Origin of the sequence: Streptomyces sp. SD31, assembly GCF_052068475.1 — a bacterium.
Classification (GTDB): Bacteria; Actinomycetota; Actinomycetes; order Streptomycetales; family Streptomycetaceae; genus Streptomyces.
The window spans coordinates 473848-489851 of record NZ_JBQHCX010000005.1; the positions used below are offsets into that span (position 1 = coordinate 473848).

Annotated in this window: 12 protein-coding genes and 1 pseudogene; 8 read left to right on the plus strand and 5 right to left on the minus strand. The window is 71.9% G+C overall.

What is annotated here, in order from left to right; all coding sequences use genetic code 11:
* The first annotated feature begins 3 nt into the window (after positions 1-3).
* From ACTMVF_RS14140 to ACTMVF_RS14150, 3 genes are all read left to right on the plus strand, one after another.
* A complete protein-coding gene (locus ACTMVF_RS14140; RefSeq protein ID WP_441271335.1) occupies positions 4-1248 on the plus strand; it encodes a sensor histidine kinase in 1245 nt (414 codons plus the stop codon).
* A 142-nt stretch (positions 1249-1390) separates the two neighbouring features.
* Positions 1391-2071 (plus strand): response regulator transcription factor, encoded by a 681-nt coding sequence (locus ACTMVF_RS14145; RefSeq protein WP_441271336.1) that lies wholly within the window; start codon positions 1391-1393, stop codon positions 2069-2071.
* Between the two features lie 44 nt (positions 2072-2115).
* The gene (locus tag ACTMVF_RS14150; RefSeq protein WP_441271337.1) at positions 2116-3294 is read left to right on the plus strand and encodes a cytochrome P450 family protein; all 1179 of its coding nucleotides are present in this window, start codon (positions 2116-2118) and stop codon (positions 3292-3294) included.
* 89 nt (positions 3295-3383) lie between these two features.
* On the opposite strand, the gene ACTMVF_RS14155 is transcribed toward ACTMVF_RS14150, so the two are convergent.
* Complete coding sequence (locus tag ACTMVF_RS14155) at positions 3384-4406, minus strand: Gfo/Idh/MocA family protein (protein ID WP_441271338.1); 1023 nt, start codon at positions 4404-4406, stop codon at positions 3384-3386.
* A 129-nt stretch (positions 4407-4535) separates the two neighbouring features.
* On the opposite strand from ACTMVF_RS14155, the gene ACTMVF_RS14160 reads away from it, so the two are divergent.
* The 5 genes from ACTMVF_RS14160 to ACTMVF_RS14180 all read left to right on the plus strand — a co-directional run bounded on the left by ACTMVF_RS14160 (position 4536) and on the right by ACTMVF_RS14180 (position 12336).
* Positions 4536-5273 (plus strand): GntR family transcriptional regulator, encoded by a 738-nt coding sequence (locus ACTMVF_RS14160; protein WP_441271368.1) that lies wholly within the window; start codon positions 4536-4538, stop codon positions 5271-5273.
* Between the two features lie 181 nt (positions 5274-5454).
* Positions 5455-6627, plus strand: coding sequence for an ROK family glucokinase (locus ACTMVF_RS14165; protein ID WP_441271339.1), 1173 nt, complete (start codon positions 5455-5457; stop codon positions 6625-6627).
* Positions 6624-7205, plus strand: coding sequence for a sugar kinase (locus ACTMVF_RS14170; RefSeq protein ID WP_441271340.1), 582 nt, complete (start codon positions 6624-6626; stop codon positions 7203-7205). Before ACTMVF_RS14165 ends, ACTMVF_RS14170 begins: the two co-directional genes overlap by 4 nt.
* Before the next feature lie 110 nt (positions 7206-7315).
* Positions 7316-10138 carry an SNF2-related protein gene (locus ACTMVF_RS14175; RefSeq protein ID WP_441271341.1) on the plus strand — a complete coding sequence of 941 codons (2823 nt, stop codon included), beginning with the start codon at positions 7316-7318 and terminating at the stop codon, positions 10136-10138.
* Positions 10135-12336 (plus strand): SWIM zinc finger family protein, encoded by a 2202-nt coding sequence (locus ACTMVF_RS14180; RefSeq protein WP_441271342.1) that lies wholly within the window; start codon positions 10135-10137, stop codon positions 12334-12336. The genes ACTMVF_RS14175 and ACTMVF_RS14180 overlap by 4 nt, the downstream gene beginning before the upstream one ends.
* A 142-nt stretch (positions 12337-12478) precedes the next feature.
* Here the strand turns inward: ACTMVF_RS14180 and ACTMVF_RS14185 are convergent.
* The 4 genes and pseudogenes from ACTMVF_RS14185 to ACTMVF_RS14200 form a co-directional block, all read right to left on the minus strand.
* Positions 12479-12655, minus strand: a pseudogene (locus tag ACTMVF_RS14185) (DinB family protein); the annotation flags it as partial.
* A 258-nt stretch (positions 12656-12913) separates the two neighbouring features.
* Positions 12914-14272, minus strand: coding sequence for a glycoside hydrolase family 43 protein (locus ACTMVF_RS14190; protein WP_441271343.1), 1359 nt, complete (start codon positions 14270-14272; stop codon positions 12914-12916).
* A 213-nt stretch (positions 14273-14485) separates the two neighbouring features.
* Positions 14486-15265, minus strand: coding sequence for an RICIN domain-containing protein (locus ACTMVF_RS14195; protein WP_441271344.1), 780 nt, complete (start codon positions 15263-15265; stop codon positions 14486-14488).
* A gap of 178 nt (positions 15266-15443) precedes the next feature.
* The coding region (locus tag ACTMVF_RS14200) for an AbfB domain-containing protein (RefSeq protein WP_441271345.1) at positions 15444-16004 on the minus strand (561 nt) is incomplete at its 5' end.

The following is a 16004-nucleotide window of genomic DNA, read 5'->3' on the forward strand; positions in this document are numbered from 1 at the left end:
ACCGTGAGTGGTGACAAGCCGGAGTCGGTACCGCAGGTCTTCGAAGGGCGGCGCTGGCTGCTGCCCTCGACCCTGATCAAAGAGTTCGAGCTCGACCCCGAGCGCTCCGGACGGCCCCGGCGCACCGCCCGCGACTGGGTGGTCGACTTCTCCTGCTTCCTCCTGGCCGTGTTCATCGGTCTACTGACCGTGGACACGGTGGCCGACGAGGACATCCCGATCGCCCTTGCCGCCGTCGACCAGATCCTGGGCGCCCTCGCCTGTGCCGCGGTGTGGCTGCGGCGCCGCTGGCCGGTCGGGGTCGCGACCGCCATGGTCCTGGTCTGCTTCGTGTCGAACACCGCGGCCGGCGCGGGCGTGGTCGCGCTCTTCACCCTCGCCGTGCACCGGCCCTTCCGCTACGTGGCCTGGGTGGGCGGGGCCTCCGTGGCGCTGGTCCCGCTGTTCTACTGGCTGCGCCCCGACCCCGAGATTACCTACGGCTGGACGGTCCTACTCGGCGCGATGCTGAACGGCGGCGTGGTCGGCTGGGGCATGCTCGTACGGTCCAAGCGGCAGCTCATGCTGAGCCTGCGCGACCGCGCCAGGCGCGCCGAGACGGAGGCGCGGCTGCGTGCCGAGCAGGCCCAGCGGCTCGCCCGCGAGGCCATCGCCCGGGAGATGCACGACGTCCTCGCGCACCGCCTGACGCTGCTCAGCGTGCACGCGGGCGCCCTGGAGTTCCGGCCCGACGCGCCCCGGGAGGAGATCGCGCGGGCGGCGGGCGTCATCCGGGAGAGCGCCCACGAGGCCCTCCAGGACCTACGGGAGATCATCGGAGTACTGCGGGCGGACGAGCCGGACGACGCCGGCCGCCCGCAGCCGACCCTCGCGGCGCTGGAGGCGCTGGTCACCGAGTCCCGGGAGGCCGGCATGAAGGTCACCCTCGACCAGCACGTCACCGAGCCCGCAGCCGTGCCCGCCTCCGTGGGCCGCACCGCCTACCGCATCGCCCAGGAGGGCCTGACCAACGCCCGCAAGCACGCCCCCGGCACGGAGGTCACGGTGGCGGTGGCCGGCGCACCGGGCGAGGGCCTGTCGGTAGCGGTACGCAACCCCGCGCCCGAGGGCGAGATTCCCCATGTACCCGGCTCCGGACAGGGCCTGATCGGGCTGACGGAACGGGCCACGCTGACGGGCGGCCGACTGGAGCACGGGCCGGTGGCGGACGGGGGGTTCGAGGTGCGGGCCTGGCTGCCGTGGGGGTGAGTGGGGCCGCCGGGGGGGGTGACGTCTGCCCCCACGCGCGCGTGCGGCGCCGTTCACGTCATGGAGTGACCCCTCGTGCCCGAGGGGGCGCTCCTCGCCGTACCGCACATCCGTGCCCGACAACCGTGATTACGTAAGGCACATGACTGCGATCAGACTGCTCCTCGTCGACGACGACCCGTTGGTCAGAGCCGGCCTGTCCTTCATGCTGGGCGGCGCCGACGACATCGAGATCGTCGGTGAGGCGGCCGACGGCGCCGAGGTCGAGACGCTGGTCGACCGGACCCGGCCGGACGTGGTCCTGATGGACATCCGGATGCCGTCGATGGACGGCCTCACCGCCACGGAGCGGCTGCGCGGCAGGGCGGACGCCCCGCAGGTGGTGCTGCTGACCACCTTCCACGCCGACGAACAGGTGCTGCGCGCCCTGCGCGCCGGCGCCGCCGGGTTCGTCCTCAAGGACACGCCGCCCGCGCAGATCGTCGACGCGGTGCGCCGGGTCGCGGCCGGTGACCCGGTCCTGTCGCCCACCGTCACACGCCAGTTGATGAACCACGCGGCGGGCACCGCGGCCGACACGCGCCGCACATGCGCGCGTGAGCGGCTCACCGCCCTCAACGACCGCGAACGCGAGGTCGCCGTCGCGGTGGGCCGGGGCCTGTCCAACGCCGACATCGCCGCGGAGCTCTTCATGAGCGTCGCCACCGTCAAGACCCACGTCTCCCGCGTCCTGGCCAAGCTCGACCTCAACAACCGTGTGCAGATCGCCCTGTTGGCGTACGACGCGGGGTGGTTGGAGGAAGTGGAGGACGACGGGCACTAGTCGGGGCTCCCGGGCGTTGTCGATGTGTCGGAGGGGGGAGCGTCATGGCAGAAGTGATCGACCTGGGGGAGTTCGGAGAGGGGTTCCGCGAGAACCCGCACCCGGTGTATGCGCGTTTACGTGAACGGGGTCCCGTGCACCGCGTCCGGCTGCCCGACTGGCAGTCCGAGGTCTGGCTCGTCGTCGGGCACGAGGAGGCTCGCGCGGCGCTCGCCGACCAGCGGCTGTCCAAGGACGGCACCAAGATCGGGCAGAAGTCGCTCGACGAGGAGCTGATCGGGAAGAGCCTGCTGGCCACCGATCCGCCGCAGCACACCCGGCTGCGCGGGCTCATCTCGCGGGCCTTCACCATGCGCCGCGTGGAAGACCTGCGGCCGAGGATTCAGCAGATCACCGACGACCTGCTCGACGACATGCTGCCGAGGGGCCGCGCCGACCTCGTGGAGTCACTCGCCCACCCGCTGCCGCTCACCGTCATCTGCGAACTGCTCGGCGTGCCCGAAATGGACCGCGCGGAGTTCCGCAAGATGTCGACGGAGGCGGTTGCGCCCACCAGCCCGGGCAACGAGGTCGACGCCTTCACCCGCCTCGGCGCGTACTTCACCGACCTGATCGAGGACAAGAGGTGCGCCGGTCCCGGTGGTGACCTGCTGAGCGACCTGATCCGCACCACTGCCGAGGACGGCGACCGGCTCTCCCCGGACGAACTGCGGGGCATGGCCTTCATCCTGCTGATCGCCGGGCACGAGACGACGGTCAACCTCATCACCAGCGGCGTGCACGCCCTGCTCACCCACCCTGATCAACTCGCCGCCCTGCGCGCCGACATGACCCTCCTCGACGGTGCGGTGGAGGAGATGCTGCGTCACGAGGGCCCAGTGGAGACGGCGACCTTCCGGTATGCCGCCGAGCCCCTGGAGATCGCCGGTATCCCCATCGAGAAGGGCGAGCCGGTGATGGTCGGCCTCACGGCGGCCAACCGGGACGCGAGCCGCTACCCCGCTCCCGACACCTTCGACATCCGCCGCGACACCCGGGGCCACGTCGCCTTCGGACACGGCATCCACTTCTGCCTGGGTGCCCCCTTGGCCCGTCTGGAGGCCCGCACGGCGATACGGTCCCTGCTGGAGCGCGCGCCCGGCCTGGCGCCGGACGGCCCGCCGGGGGAGTGGTTGCCGGGGATGTTGGTGCGAGGGATGCGGAGCCTGCCGGTGCGTTGGTAGCGGAAGCAGGCGCCCGCGCGTGTCGAGTCCGGGCGGGGTGTCGAGTCCGGTCGGGGTGTCGAGTCCGGTCGGGGTGTCGAGTACGGTCCTCACAGAGCCCCGGCCTGAGCCCCGCCCGGAATCTCCCCGAGCGCGACCGGCCTTCGCTCGCCCCGCGAGAGCTCGCACGCCTCCGCGATCCGCAGCGCCTGCAAGGCCTCCCGCCCGTCGCAGGGATTGGCCCGCTCCCCGCGCACCACCTCCACGAACGCGTTCAACTCCGCCTCGTAGGCCGGTCCGAACCGCTCCAGGAACCCCGACCAGGGCTTGTCCGCCGCGGGCGGCCCGGTCGGCTCGGTGGACGCGATCGGCGTACGGTCGTCCAGCCCCACCACGATCTGGTCCAACTCCCCGGCCAGCTCCATGCGTACGTCGTACCCGGCGCCGTTCAGCCGCGTCGCCGTGGCCGTGGCGAGCGTGCCGTCGTCCAGGGTCAGCACCACCGCGGCCGTGTCCACGTCGCCTGCCTCACGGAACATCGCGGGCCCGGCGTCCGACCCGGCCGCGTACACGTCGACGACCTCACGCCCGGTCACCCAGCGCAGCACGTCGAAGTCATGGATCAGCGTGTCCCGGTACAGCCCGCCGGACAGCGGCAGCCACTCGACCGGCGGCGGCTCCTGGTCGCTGGTGAGCGCCCGCACGGTGTGCAACCGCCCGAGCCGCCCGGACTGCACCGCCTCGCGCGCCCCCACGTACCCCGGGTCGAAGCGGCGCTGGAAACCCATCTGGAGAATCGTCCCGGCCGTCTCCACCTCGGCGATCGCGTGCAGGGTGCCCGGCAGATCGAGCGCTATGGGCTTCTCGCAGAACACCGGAAGTCCCGCCCGTGCTGCCCGACCGATCAGTTCGGCGTGGGCCGACGTCGCCGTGGTGATCACCACCGCGTCCACGCCCCACCTGAAGATCTCGTCCACTCCGGGGGCCGCCGTCTCGCCCAGGCGCCGCGCCAGGTCCTGGGCCCGCGCGCCGTCCGCGTCCGTGAGGATCAGGGAGCCGACCTCGCGATGGCGGCTCAGCGTGTTGGCGTGAATCGTGCCGATGCGGCCCGTACCGATGACCCCGATGCGCATGGAAACAAAGTGGGGGTTCAGTGCGTACGCTGTCAATGCGTATGTCAGGACAATCGAACTACACTACTTCCCGTCAACAACGCGTAGAGCTACGCTCGGCCCGTGCCGAAACCAGAAGTGGATCCGACCGTGGAACTCGAGCTCAGTGTGGACCGGAGCAGTCCGGTGCCCTTGTACTTCCAGCTTTCCCAGCAGCTCGAAGCCGCGATCGAGCACGGAGCGCTCACGCCCGGCAGCCTGCTGGGCAACGAGATCGAACTCGCCGCACGCCTCGGCCTGTCCCGGCCGACCGTCCGCCAGGCCATCCAGTCGCTGGTCGACAAGGGTCTGCTGGTGCGCCGCCGAGGCGTCGGGACGCAGGTCGTGCACAGCCAGGTCAAGCGCCCGTTGGAGCTCAGCAGCCTCTACGACGACCTGGAGTCGGCCGGTCAGCGCCCGGCGACCAAGGTGCTCGTCAACACCGTGGTCCCGGCGTCCGCCGAGGTCGCGGCGGCGCTCGGGGTGGCCGAGGACAGCGACGTACACCGGATCGAGCGGCTGCGTCTGGCGCACGGTGAGCCGATGGCGTACCTGTGCAACTTCCTGCCGCCGGCCTTGATCGACCTGGACACCCCGCAGCTGGAGGCCACCGGCCTGTACCGCCTGATGCGCGCCGCCGGCATCACCCTGCACAGCGCCCGCCAGACCATCGGCGCCCGCGCGGCCACCGCCGCCGAGGCCGAGCGGCTGGCCGAGGAGGAGGGTGCCCCACTGCTCACGATGCAGCGGGTGACGTTCGACGACACGGGCAGAGCGGTCGAGTACGGCACGCATACCTACCGACCGAGCCGCTACTCCTTCGAGTTCCAGCTGCTCGTACGGTCATGAGCGCAAGGTTGGTCACAATGTCCGGACAATGCGACCCGGGTGCCGTGAGGTGAGGTGCCCTCCAGGGGCGCGGGGAACCGCGCGACCGGCCACATACGGCCTGCACACGGCAAACTTCGTGAACCAGCCCATTGTTTCCCCGTACGGCACCCATATCGACGGTGAGGCAGAATCGGGCCTGATGAGCACCTACCGCGACCTCGCTTTCCCCGCCCGGACGGGCAGCGCCCCCATCGGCTCCCGCCGCGCGCCAGCGCTCCGCACGGTCGGCCCCCGGGAACGCCGCTCGCACCTGTCGGCGCCCCGGGTGCCGACCGTGGGCATCGACATCGGCGGCACCAAGGTGATGGCGGGCGTCGTGGACGCCGACGGCAACATCCTGGAGAAGCTCCGCACGGAGACCCCGGACAAGTCCAAGAGCCCGAAGGTCGTCGAGGACACGATCGTCGAGCTGGTCCTGGACCTGTCCGACCGCCACGATGTGCACGCCGTCGGCATCGGCGCGGCCGGCTGGGTCGACGCCGACCGCAACCGCGTCCTGTTCGCGCCCCACCTGTCCTGGCGCAACGAGCCGCTGCGCGACCGCATCGCGGGCCGCCTCGCCGTGCCCGTCCTGGTCGACAACGACGCCAACACGGCCGCCTGGGCCGAGTGGCGTTTCGGCGCCGGCCGTGGCGAGGACCACCTCGTCATGATCACGCTGGGCACCGGCATCGGCGGCGCGATCCTGGAGGACGGGCAGGTCAAGCGCGGCAAGTACGGCGTCGCCGGCGAGTTCGGCCATATGCAGGTCGTGCCCGGCGGCCACCGCTGCCCGTGCGGCAACCGCGGCTGCTGGGAGCAGTACAGCTCCGGCAACGCGCTGGTCAGGGAGGCACGCGAGCTGGCCGCCGCCGACTCGCCGGTGGCGTACGGGATCATCGAGCACGTCAAGGGCAACATCAACGACATCACCGGCCCGATGATCACCGAGCTGGCCCGCGAGGGCGACGCCATGTGCATCGAGCTGCTCCAGGACATCGGGCAGTGGCTCGGCGTCGGCATCGCCAACCTCGCGGCCGCACTGGACCCGTCCTGCTTCGTGATCGGCGGCGGCGTGTCGGCCGCCGACGACCTGCTGATCGGCCCCGCGCGGGACGCCTTCAAGCGCCACCTCACCGGCCGCGGCTACCGCCCGGAGGCCCGCGTCACCCGGGCTCAGCTCGGCCCCGAGGCCGGCATGGTCGGCGCCGCCGACCTGGCCCGTCTGGTCGCCCGCCGCTTCCGCCGCGCCAACCGGCGCCGGGTGGAGCGCTACGAGCGCTATGCGCGGTTCGCCGAGGCCCGCCGGTCGTCGTCCCAGGATTCGGCGTGACCGTGACCGTACCCCGCCAGCCGGACTCTCCCGACGAGCCGCAGCAGCCGGCCGAGGACCGCCGCCACATGATCCGCCGCAGGGCGCTCACCCTGCTCATCATCGTGCTGCTCATCGGCGTACCGGCCGGCTATCTGGTGATCTCCGCCAACCAGAGCCGCGACAGCGGCAAGGACAAGGAGGCGAAGTACTCGGCGACCGGCCTCACCGCGGGCTGGCCGTCGAGGGTGCAGCGCCGGCTGTACCAGATCCCGGTCCCGGACCCGTCGTACCAGGTCGCGTACTACGAGACGAACAACTGGAAGACCAGCCGCCTCTACGTCCAGTTCCAGACGGCCGACAAGAACATGGACTGGTTCCTGAAGACCATCGGCGTCAGCCGGAGCGACCTGAAGCCGGACGCCATCACCATCAGCGCCCGCGACCAGAAGATCACCGGCTGGGACTTCAAGCGCCCGGGACCGTGGTACGGCTTCGTCCACAAGCAGAAGAACCCGGCGCCCACCCAGGACGTCGTCGTGAACATGTCCGACCCGGACAACCCGTTCGTGTACGTCGTCTCCCGCACGGTCCCTTGATCACCGCGTGAGGTCTCCGGTCCGAGCCGGGTGCCGGGGCCGATTGTCAGACCCCGCCCGTAGAGTCGAAGACGGTTGATCCGACTCATGGGCGGGAGGTGACAGGAAGTATGAGCGACATGGCCGCGGTGGCCGAGCGTGCGGGGGAGGCCGTCCCCGTCCGACTCGCTGCCGTCTTCCTGCCCGCGCCCCTCCCGCGCGAGGGGCGGATGGCCTTCTGGGACCCGGAGGACGGCCCGCTGCCCGCCGACGACACGGAGCTCACCGTCGTACGGCGTCATGGAGCCGGAGTCCGCCGCAGGACCACCCCGGCGCTGTCCCTGCCGCTCGCCGACGCGCTGCCGCTGCTCGTCCGTGCCCGGCGCGACCCGGCCGCCCACCCCGCCACCGCCTGTTGGGGCGCGGCCGCGCTGCACGCGCTCCGGCTCACCGCCCGCGGCCGGCTGCTGCCCGGCCTCACACCCACCGGCCACGACTCCTGGCGGGCCGGCCCCCTCGACCCGGAGGACATCGCGCACCTGCGAGCGGTCGCCGCGGCCCTGCCGTACGAGGGGCATGCGGTGCCCCTGACCGGCCCGGGCCCGCTGCGGCTGCCCGAGCCGGAGGCGCTGATGCGCGCCTTCCTGGACGCGGTCGCGGACACCCTGCCCCGCACCCCCGCGGCACCGCACGCCTCGGGAAAGCCCTTCGCCGCGCGCGCGGCCCAGCGCCTGCCCGACGCCCACGACTGGGCGGCCGAGGTCGCCGCCGGGATGGACGCGGGCGTGCGGATCTCGCTCCGCCTCGACCTGTCGGCGTACGACCTCTTCGACGGCGGGGGCGACGGCGTGCGCAGCGCGGGCGCGGCGATCGTCCAGGTGCACAGCCTCGCCGACCTCACCCTGGTGGCCGACGCGGCTGCCCTGTGGTCGGGCGAGGCGGAGGCGGCGTTCGGGCCGCGCGCGCGGGTGGACGCGGCGCTGGCGGTGCGGCGCGCGGCCCGGGTGTGGGCCCCGCTGGACCGGCTGTCCGAGCAGGACGTGCCCGATGTGCTGGCCCTGTCCGACGAGGAGTTGGGCGACCTGCTGGGCGTGGCCGCCACCCGGCTCGCGGCGGCCGGGGTGGCGGTGCACTGGCCCCGGGACCTGGCGCAGGACCTGAGCGCCGCCGCGGTCGTACGGCCGGCGCCGGGCTCGGCGACCGACGGCACCGGGTTCTTCGAGAGCGAGGAACTGCTCCAGTTCCGCTGGCAGTTGGCGATCGGCGGCGACCCGCTCACCGAGGGCGAGATGGACGCGCTCGCCGAGGCGCACCGCCCGGTCGTCCGGCTGCGGGACCGCTGGGTACTGGTCGACCCGGCCCTCGTCCGCAAGGCCCGCAAGCGCGAACTGGGCCTGCTCGACCCGGTCGACGCGCTGTCCGTCGCGCTCACCGGCAGCGCGGAGGTCGACGGCGAGACGGTCGAGGCGGTACCGGCCGGCGCCCTGGCCGCCCTGCGCGACCGCCTGACGGCGGGGATCCACCCGGCCGAACCGCCGCCGGGACTGCGGGCGACCTTGCGCGACTACCAACTCCGGGGCCTGGCATGGCTGGACCTCATGACCTCCCTGGGCCTCGGCGGTTGCCTGGCCGACGACATGGGGCTCGGCAAGACGATCACGGTCATCGCCCTGCACCTGAAGCGCGCCCGTACGGCCCCGACCCTCGTGGTCTGCCCGGCATCCCTACTGGGCAACTGGCAGCGGGAGATCACCCGTTTCGCGCCCGGCGTCCCCGTCCGCCGCTTCCACGGCCCGGACCGCACCCTGGAGGACATGGACGGCGGCTTCGTCCTCACGACATACGGCACGATGCGCTCGACGGCACCGACGCTGGCCCAGCACACCTGGGGCATGGTCGTCGCCGACGAGGCACAGCACGTCAAGAACCCGTACTCGGCGACGGCGAAGGCCCTGCGCACCATCCCGACTCCCGCGCGCGTGGCACTGACCGGCACACCGGTCGAGAACAACCTCTCCGAGCTCTGGGCCCTGCTCGACTGGACGACACCGGGCCTGCTCGGCCCGCTGAAGTCCTTCCGTGCCCGGCACGCGCGCGCCGTGGAGAACGGCGAGGACGACGAGGCGGTGGCCCGGCTGGCCCGCCTGGTCCGCCCCTTCCTCCTGCGCCGCAAGAAGTCCGACCCCGGCATCGTCCCGGAACTGCCGCCCAAGACGGAGACGGACCACCCGGTCCCGCTCACCCGGGAACAGGCCGCGCTCTACGAGGCGGTGGTGCGCGAGTCGATGTACGCCATCGAGACGGCGGAGGGCATGGCCCGCCGGGGCATGGTGCTCAAGCTCCTGACGTCCCTGAAGCAGATCTGCGACCACCCGGCGCTGTACCTCAAGGAGGCCGAAGCGGCGGCTACCGAGCGGTTGGCCACCCGCTCCGGCAAGCTGACCCTGCTGGACGAACTGCTCGACACCTTGCTGGCCGAGGACGGCTCGGCGCTGGTCTTCACGCAGTACGTGGGGATGGCCCGGCTGATCGCCTCCCACCTCGGCGCCCGGGCGGTCCCCGTGGACCTGCTCCACGGCGGCACGCCGGTCCCGGAACGGGAACGCATGGTGGACCGCTTCCAGAGCGGCGCGACCCCGGTCCTGGTCCTGTCCCTCAAGGCGGCGGGCACCGGCCTGAACCTGACCCGCGCGGGCCATGTCGTCCACTTCGACCGCTGGTGGAACCCCGCCGTCGAGGAACAGGCCACCGACCGCGCCTACCGCATCGGCCAGACCCAGCCCGTCCAGGTCCACCGCCTCATCACCGAGGGCACGGTCGAGGACCGCATCGCGGAGATGCTCGAGTCCAAGCGGGCCTTGGCCGACGCGATCCTCGGCTCCGGCGAATCGGCCCTGACCGAACTGACGGATCGTGAGCTGTCCGACCTCGTGTCGCTGCGGAGGACGTCATGACGGGGCCGGTGGAGCGGGGGAGTGCGGCTGGCGGGGCGAGGCGGGACGGCACTCCGAGTGCTGCTGGTGGGTCGGTCCCTGAAGTCGGTCCGAGTGGCGCCGAGCGGGACGGGGACCGGGCACCGGTTCAGCGGGACACTGACCCGACACCGGTTCAGGAGCAGCCGAGCCGATCGTCCGAGGCCCGCCCGGCCGACGCGGCACGCCGGGCGCTGCGGGCCGCGCGGGAGCGACGCGAGGGGGCGGCGGGGGGTTCCTCCGAGGGCCGGGATCGGGATGAGCGCCCAAGGACGCGGCCGGGTGACGCGGCCAGGGCAGCACTGCGGCGTGCCGGTGCCGGGGCTGACACGTCCGACACGTCCGGCACGTCCGGTGCGGGAGTGGACCGATCTGCCACCGAAGCGCGGCCCGTCCCGCACGCGCCCGCCCCCGCATCCGATCGGCGGGGGGCGCGCCCCGCCGATGCCGCCCGTGCGGCGTTGCGGGCAGCCCTCGGCGAGAGGCGGGAGGCTCAGGCGGACGAAGAAGAGAGCGGGGACAAGGAGCGCACCCATCGGCCGACACGTCCGGCCTCTGCCGATCCCCGGGCTCGAAGGGGCTCCGCCGACGGGGCTGCCGCTCTCCGAGCGCGTGAGGTGAGGGAGTTCCTCGCCGAGGCCTTCCGGATGCCACCCATGGATGAGTCGCCCATGGATGAGTCGCGTGCAGATGAGTCACGTGCGGACAAGTTGAATGCGGACGAATCGGCGACGCCCGATCCGGACACCCGGCACCGAAGCAACCCGACGCCCCACACCCCCGACTCGCCCTCCACGCCGGCCCCGCAGCCCTCCACCTCCCCGGCACCCACCGACTCCGGCTCAGCACAGACGGGGCCACCCGCAGCACCCTCGACGCACTCCGTTCCCGCCACACCCCAGGTCCCCCGTTCCATGGCAGCCCCGGGCCGGGACGGTGAACTCCGCCGTACCTTCCCGGCGTTCACGCCCCGCCCGGCGGACGAGGCCCGCTTCGCCGAGACCTGGTGGGGCGATGCCTGGGTGGCCGCCCTGGAGGAGGGCGCCCTCGATCCCAAGCGGCTCGCCCGCGGACGCGGCTACGCGCAGGAGGGGCACGTCGATGCCATCACCGTGACGCCGGGGCTCGTCCTGGCGTATGTGCGGGGCAGCCGTCCGCGGCCGTACCGCGTGCAGGTGCGGTTGCGGACGCTCGGTGACGGCGACTGGGCGCGGTTCCTGGACGCCGCGGCCGACCGGCCGGGACACATCGCGGCGTTGCTCGACAAGGAGATGCCCCACTCCCTCGCCGAGTGCGGCGTCTCCCTCCTGCCGGGCCCCGGCGAGCTCGACCCCCACTGCAGTTGCCCCGACCGCGGGCACCCCTGCAAACACGCCGCCGCCCTCTGCTACCAGACCGCACGCCTGCTGGACGCCGACCCCTTCGTACTGCTCCTGCTGCGCGGCCGAGGTGAGCGCGAGCTGCTCGACGCCCTCTCTCGCCTGAGCGCCGCCCGCGCGGCCCGTGCCGCACAGGAGCGGGAACCGGCGCCCCTGCCGGGCGTACGCGCCACGGACGCCTTGGCCCCGGACCGCCGACTGCCGCCCCTTCCGGCCCCCTTGCCGACGCCCCCGCATCCCGAGCAGCCGCCCGTCTACCCGGCGGCACCGGGCGGCCCGGACCCCTTCGCGCTGGACCAGCTGGCGACCGACGCGGCCGCCCGCGCGCATGCTTTGCTCAGCACCGGCCGTGATCCCGTCGCCGAACTGACCCTGTGGCAGGACGCGGTACGACTCGCCGCGGCCCGCCCGGGCTCCGGCCTCACCGCTGCGACCCGTGCCCTGTACGCCTCCCTCGCCTCCGCAGCCGACCGCACCCCGGCAGAGCTGGCGCGCGCGGTGGCCGCCTGGCGCCAGGGCGGCCTCGAAGGCCTCGCCGTCCTCGAAGAGCCCTGGGACCCGCCGGCCGGCCGCTTCGACCGTGCCCGCCCTCTCCTCCTCGCCGCCGACCTCCCCGCCTTCCGCCCTTGGCGCAACCACCTCACGCACCCCCGCGGCCATGTCCAACTCCGCCTGGGCCGCGACGGCCTCTGGTACCCGTACGAATCGGAACCGGGCCACGACGACTGGTGGCCGCGCGGCACGCCGGACCTCGACCCGGTCGGTGCTCTGACCGGCCTGGGCGCCTCGCCAGAGGGCTGACACGGGCGGACCTCTCGGGCCGCCGCCCGAAAACTACCCGCACGGACCGCCGCCGCGGCGCCCGTTCGCGCTCCACCCTCAGCAAGCTCCGCACCGACCCCGAAGAACGGCGGTTAAAGCTCGATCGCTGGTCACCGAAGAGTCATATTCGGCGCGGTGCGGCTCCGTCCTGCCAGCGGTAGAGGTCGCGCAGCAGGGAAATCTCGGCGCCGTGACGGATCAACTCCCTGTTGACGTGCAGGACGATGCCCTCCATGGGAAACCGCTCGGGACCCACCGTGGGCGGATTCTCCAGGTCAGCGTCCGAGAGTTCGCGCCTGTTGCTGCGGTACCGATCTTGATGCGGGGGAGCAGACGGCGGATCCGTCCTTGCGGGGCGGGGGCACTGGGTGGTTCGTGGCCGATGGCGGCGAGGGTGCCGTCGGTCACTTCCCGCGCGCCTGGAGAGGTTCGGGGCAGGAGGTTCCTCGTCTCCGGGGCCGCCGGACGCAGCCGTGGCAGCCCGTCCGGGGCGGCAGAAGGCCGCGCCGCCGTGAGTGGATTCCGTGACGGCGCGGCAGGGGGTGGGGCGGACAGGTCAGGCCCAGGGGCTGACCACCGTGAAGGAACTGTCGGCGCGGAACGCGTCGGTGTTCTGGTAGGGGTCCACGCGCAGCGCGTAGTTGTAGTGGCGCAGGTAGCGGCCGGGGTAGTTGTACGACTCCAGGCGGACGGCACCCGAGGCGGTGCCCGGGCGGGCGCAGTAGGTGGCGTCCTTGTTGAAGACGTCCGAGCCGTTGCTGCTGTCGAAGCGGACCCGGAAGTCCCAGTGGCGCAGGTAGCGGCCGGAGGAGTCGCGGAAGGAGTAGCAGTTGGCGTCGGCGAGGCCGGGCACGACGGTGAAGGTCGCGCTCTGCTTGACGGCGGTGCTGCTGGAGGCGCTCACCGGGTCGATGTAGCCGAGGCTGTCGGAGCGCACCACGGCGTACCGGCCGGGGAAGTTGACCGACTGCAGCGACCTGGTGGTGTTGGTCGGCAGGGTGACACCGCCGGGGACCGTCTCCTTCAGCACGGTGGCGTGGCGGATGAAGCCGGTCAGCCCGGGCACCTCGGTGGGCGTGGACCAGGTGGCGAAGTTGTCGTAGCTGTCGCTGTACCAGTACTTCCCGGCGCGGTAGCCGTCGTAGTAGATGCGCCAGCCGCCGTTGTCGAGCTGGACCAGGGCCGGACCCTCGACCCAGTCGCCGAATCCGGCCCAGTTGCCCGTCTTCCGCATGGTGTAGGGGCCGGTGAGGCTGGAGGCGGTGGCGTACTCGATGTACTTCGTCGTCTCGTTCTTGGTGAACGCGTGGTACGTGGAGCCGACCTTGACGACATAAGTGTCGATGTAGTTCGGGCCGATGCCGGACAGCTGGGTGGGCGCGGACCAGGTGGTCAGCGCGGAGTTGGTGGCCGTCATCTTGTAGGCGGTGAAGTGGGTGGCGGTGCTCGCCGCCGTCAGGGACACGATGATGTTGACGCTGCCGTCGGTGTCGATGAACCACTCGGGAGCCCAGGTGCGGGTCAGCCCGCTGATCGGGATCGTGTAGTTGTACAGGAACGTCCAGTTCACCCGGTCGGCGCTCCGGGCGAAACCGATCGTGTTTCCGGTCCAGTTGGTGGTGTAGGTGAGGTAGTAGAAGCCGTCCGTGTGCTTGAAGATGCTGGGGTCACGGATCAGCCCGGAGGGCGGGGTGTACGCCGGGCCCTTGCGGAGGGTGAAGCCGGTGGCGTCCGGCGAGTCGTAGACGTACATGTTCGACTCGCTGGAGTTGGTGAACGCGGTCATCGTGTACCGCGTGGTCTGCCCGGCCGGCGGGGCGGCGGCGGAGGCGGTGCCCTGAAGGGCGGGGGTACCCAGCAGCACCAGCAGCAGCGGGCCCAGCAGGGCGAGCAGCGTTCTTACGGTTCTGTTCAACTCTTCCTCCGGGCCCGTGCAGTCCGCTTGGCCGATCGCCGTGGCGAAGGACGTGAGCGTTCGAAATGGCGAACACTGTGCGGCACTTCGAGCAGAAGATAGATTTGAGCCGTGGTTCCGTCAATGTTTCCGACGGGTTTCGTTCCGGTGCAGCCGTGCCGTGGTGCTGATGGCCGCCGTCGGCGGCCTCTGTGGGCGTCTCGTTCAGCGGCGTCAGGAGACGGTGAACAGCTGGTGGTCGGCGCCGTCGAACGGGCGTTGCTTCAACTGGTCGCCCTGGGCACTGCCCGCGGTGAGGTAGAGGCCGCTGTGGCGGTTCAGGAGCCGGATACGGCCGTTGCCCGCGTCTTCCGCCAGCCATTCGTCGTTGGTGTTCGCGTTGGCTTCGTACGGGTACTGGACGGCCTTCGCGCCCGCGTCGCGTGAGGCCCACCGGATGACGACGTCCTTGCCACTCGCCTCGTTGACGATCCGCGTGTATCCGTCGCCGAGGGGCACGAACGCGAAGCGCTGGTTGGTGCCGCCGGTGCTGGGCCAGCGGATGATCGCGGCGTCGTTCGCGAGGCTTGCGCTCTTCACGTCGAGTACGTGGCTGCCGCCGGCGATGGTCACCGTGCGGTTCCCGGTCGGGATGACCGGGACCTTGGTCAGCCTGACCACATGGCCGCCGCCCGCGACCACCGGGACGCTCAGCGTGTCACCGGCCTGGATGACCTTGCTGGTGCGGGTCAGGCCGTCGGAGCCGTCGGTGGTGATCTCCGCGTGCCAGGTACCGGAGCCGAGGAACGTGGTCGGGTAGCTGATGGTGGTGGCGCCGCCGCGCCGGAAAGCCCCGACGAACCACCGGTCGCCGTCGCGGCGCGCGATGACCCCGCCGGTGAGTGGGTCGCCCGAGACGTACTTCGTCTCGTCCCACGCGGTCGGCAGCATGCGCAGCCACCGCTTTGCCTCGGGCCGGGCCTGGTAGTCCGAGACGCGGCCGCCGGGCAGCATGATGCCGCTGTCCAGGAGTACGCCGAGGGCGAGTTCGGCGGCGTCGCTGTTCGGGTTGCCCTAGGTGCGCAAGCGCGCTCGACGGGTCTGCTCACTGCTGAAGTAGTACGTCCGCTCGGCCAGGCCGGTGGCCCGCAGGGCTTCGCGGTGCGGGCCACCCGGCGAGCGAGGGAATCGATCAGGTCCAGGGGCTGACCGCCGTGAAGGAACTGTCGGCGCGGAAGGTGGCGTTGTCCTGGTAGGGGTCGATGCGCAGCTCGTAGTTGTAGTGGCGCAGGTAGCGGCCGGGGTAGTTGTACGACTCCAGGCTGACCGAGCCGGTGGCCGAACCGGGCCGGGCGCAGTAGGTGGCGTCCTTGTTGAAGAGCGTCGTGCCGTTGCTCGCGTCGAAGCGGACCCTGAAGTCGGTGTGGCGCAGGTAGCGGCCGGACACGTCACGGAACGAGTAGCACTTGGAGTCGGCCAGGCCGGGGACGACGGTGAAGGTGGCGCTCTGCTTGACCGCCGTGGCGCTGGTGGACGTCACCGGGTCGAGGTAGCCGCGGCTGTCCGAGCGCACGACGGCGTAGCGGCCGGGGAAGTTGACCGATCGGAGCGAGCGGGTGGTGTTGGTCGGCAGGGCGGTGCCGGCGGTGACCGGGTCGATGCTGCTCAGGGTGGGGACGACCTTCTTGATCAGGCCGTCGGCGTCGAACTCCAGCTTGTCGATGGTGGTTTCGCGGTGGGTGCCGTCACCGCC

Bases quoted from the DNA above. Each gene is read 5' to 3' on its own strand.
- ACTMVF_RS14145 (WP_441271336.1), top strand. From the start codon at position 1,391: ATGACTGCGATCAGACTGCTCCTCGTCGACGACGACCCGTTGGTCAGA.
- ACTMVF_RS14150 (WP_441271337.1), top strand. From the start codon at position 2,116: ATGGCAGAAGTGATCGACCTGGGGGAGTTCGGAGAGGGGTTCCGCGAG.
- ACTMVF_RS14155 (WP_441271338.1), bottom strand. From the start codon at position 4,406: ATGCGCATCGGGGTCATCGGTACGGGCCGCATCGGCACGATTCACGCC.
- ACTMVF_RS14165 (WP_441271339.1), top strand. From the start codon at position 5,455: ATGAGCACCTACCGCGACCTCGCTTTCCCCGCCCGGACGGGCAGCGCC.
- ACTMVF_RS14175 (WP_441271341.1), top strand. From the start codon at position 7,316: ATGAGCGACATGGCCGCGGTGGCCGAGCGTGCGGGGGAGGCCGTCCCC.
- ACTMVF_RS14180 (WP_441271342.1), top strand. From the start codon at position 10,135: ATGACGGGGCCGGTGGAGCGGGGGAGTGCGGCTGGCGGGGCGAGGCGG.
- ACTMVF_RS14195 (WP_441271344.1), bottom strand. From the start codon at position 15,265: ATGCTGCCCGGCGGCCGCGTCTCGGACTACCAGGCCCGGCCCGAGGCA.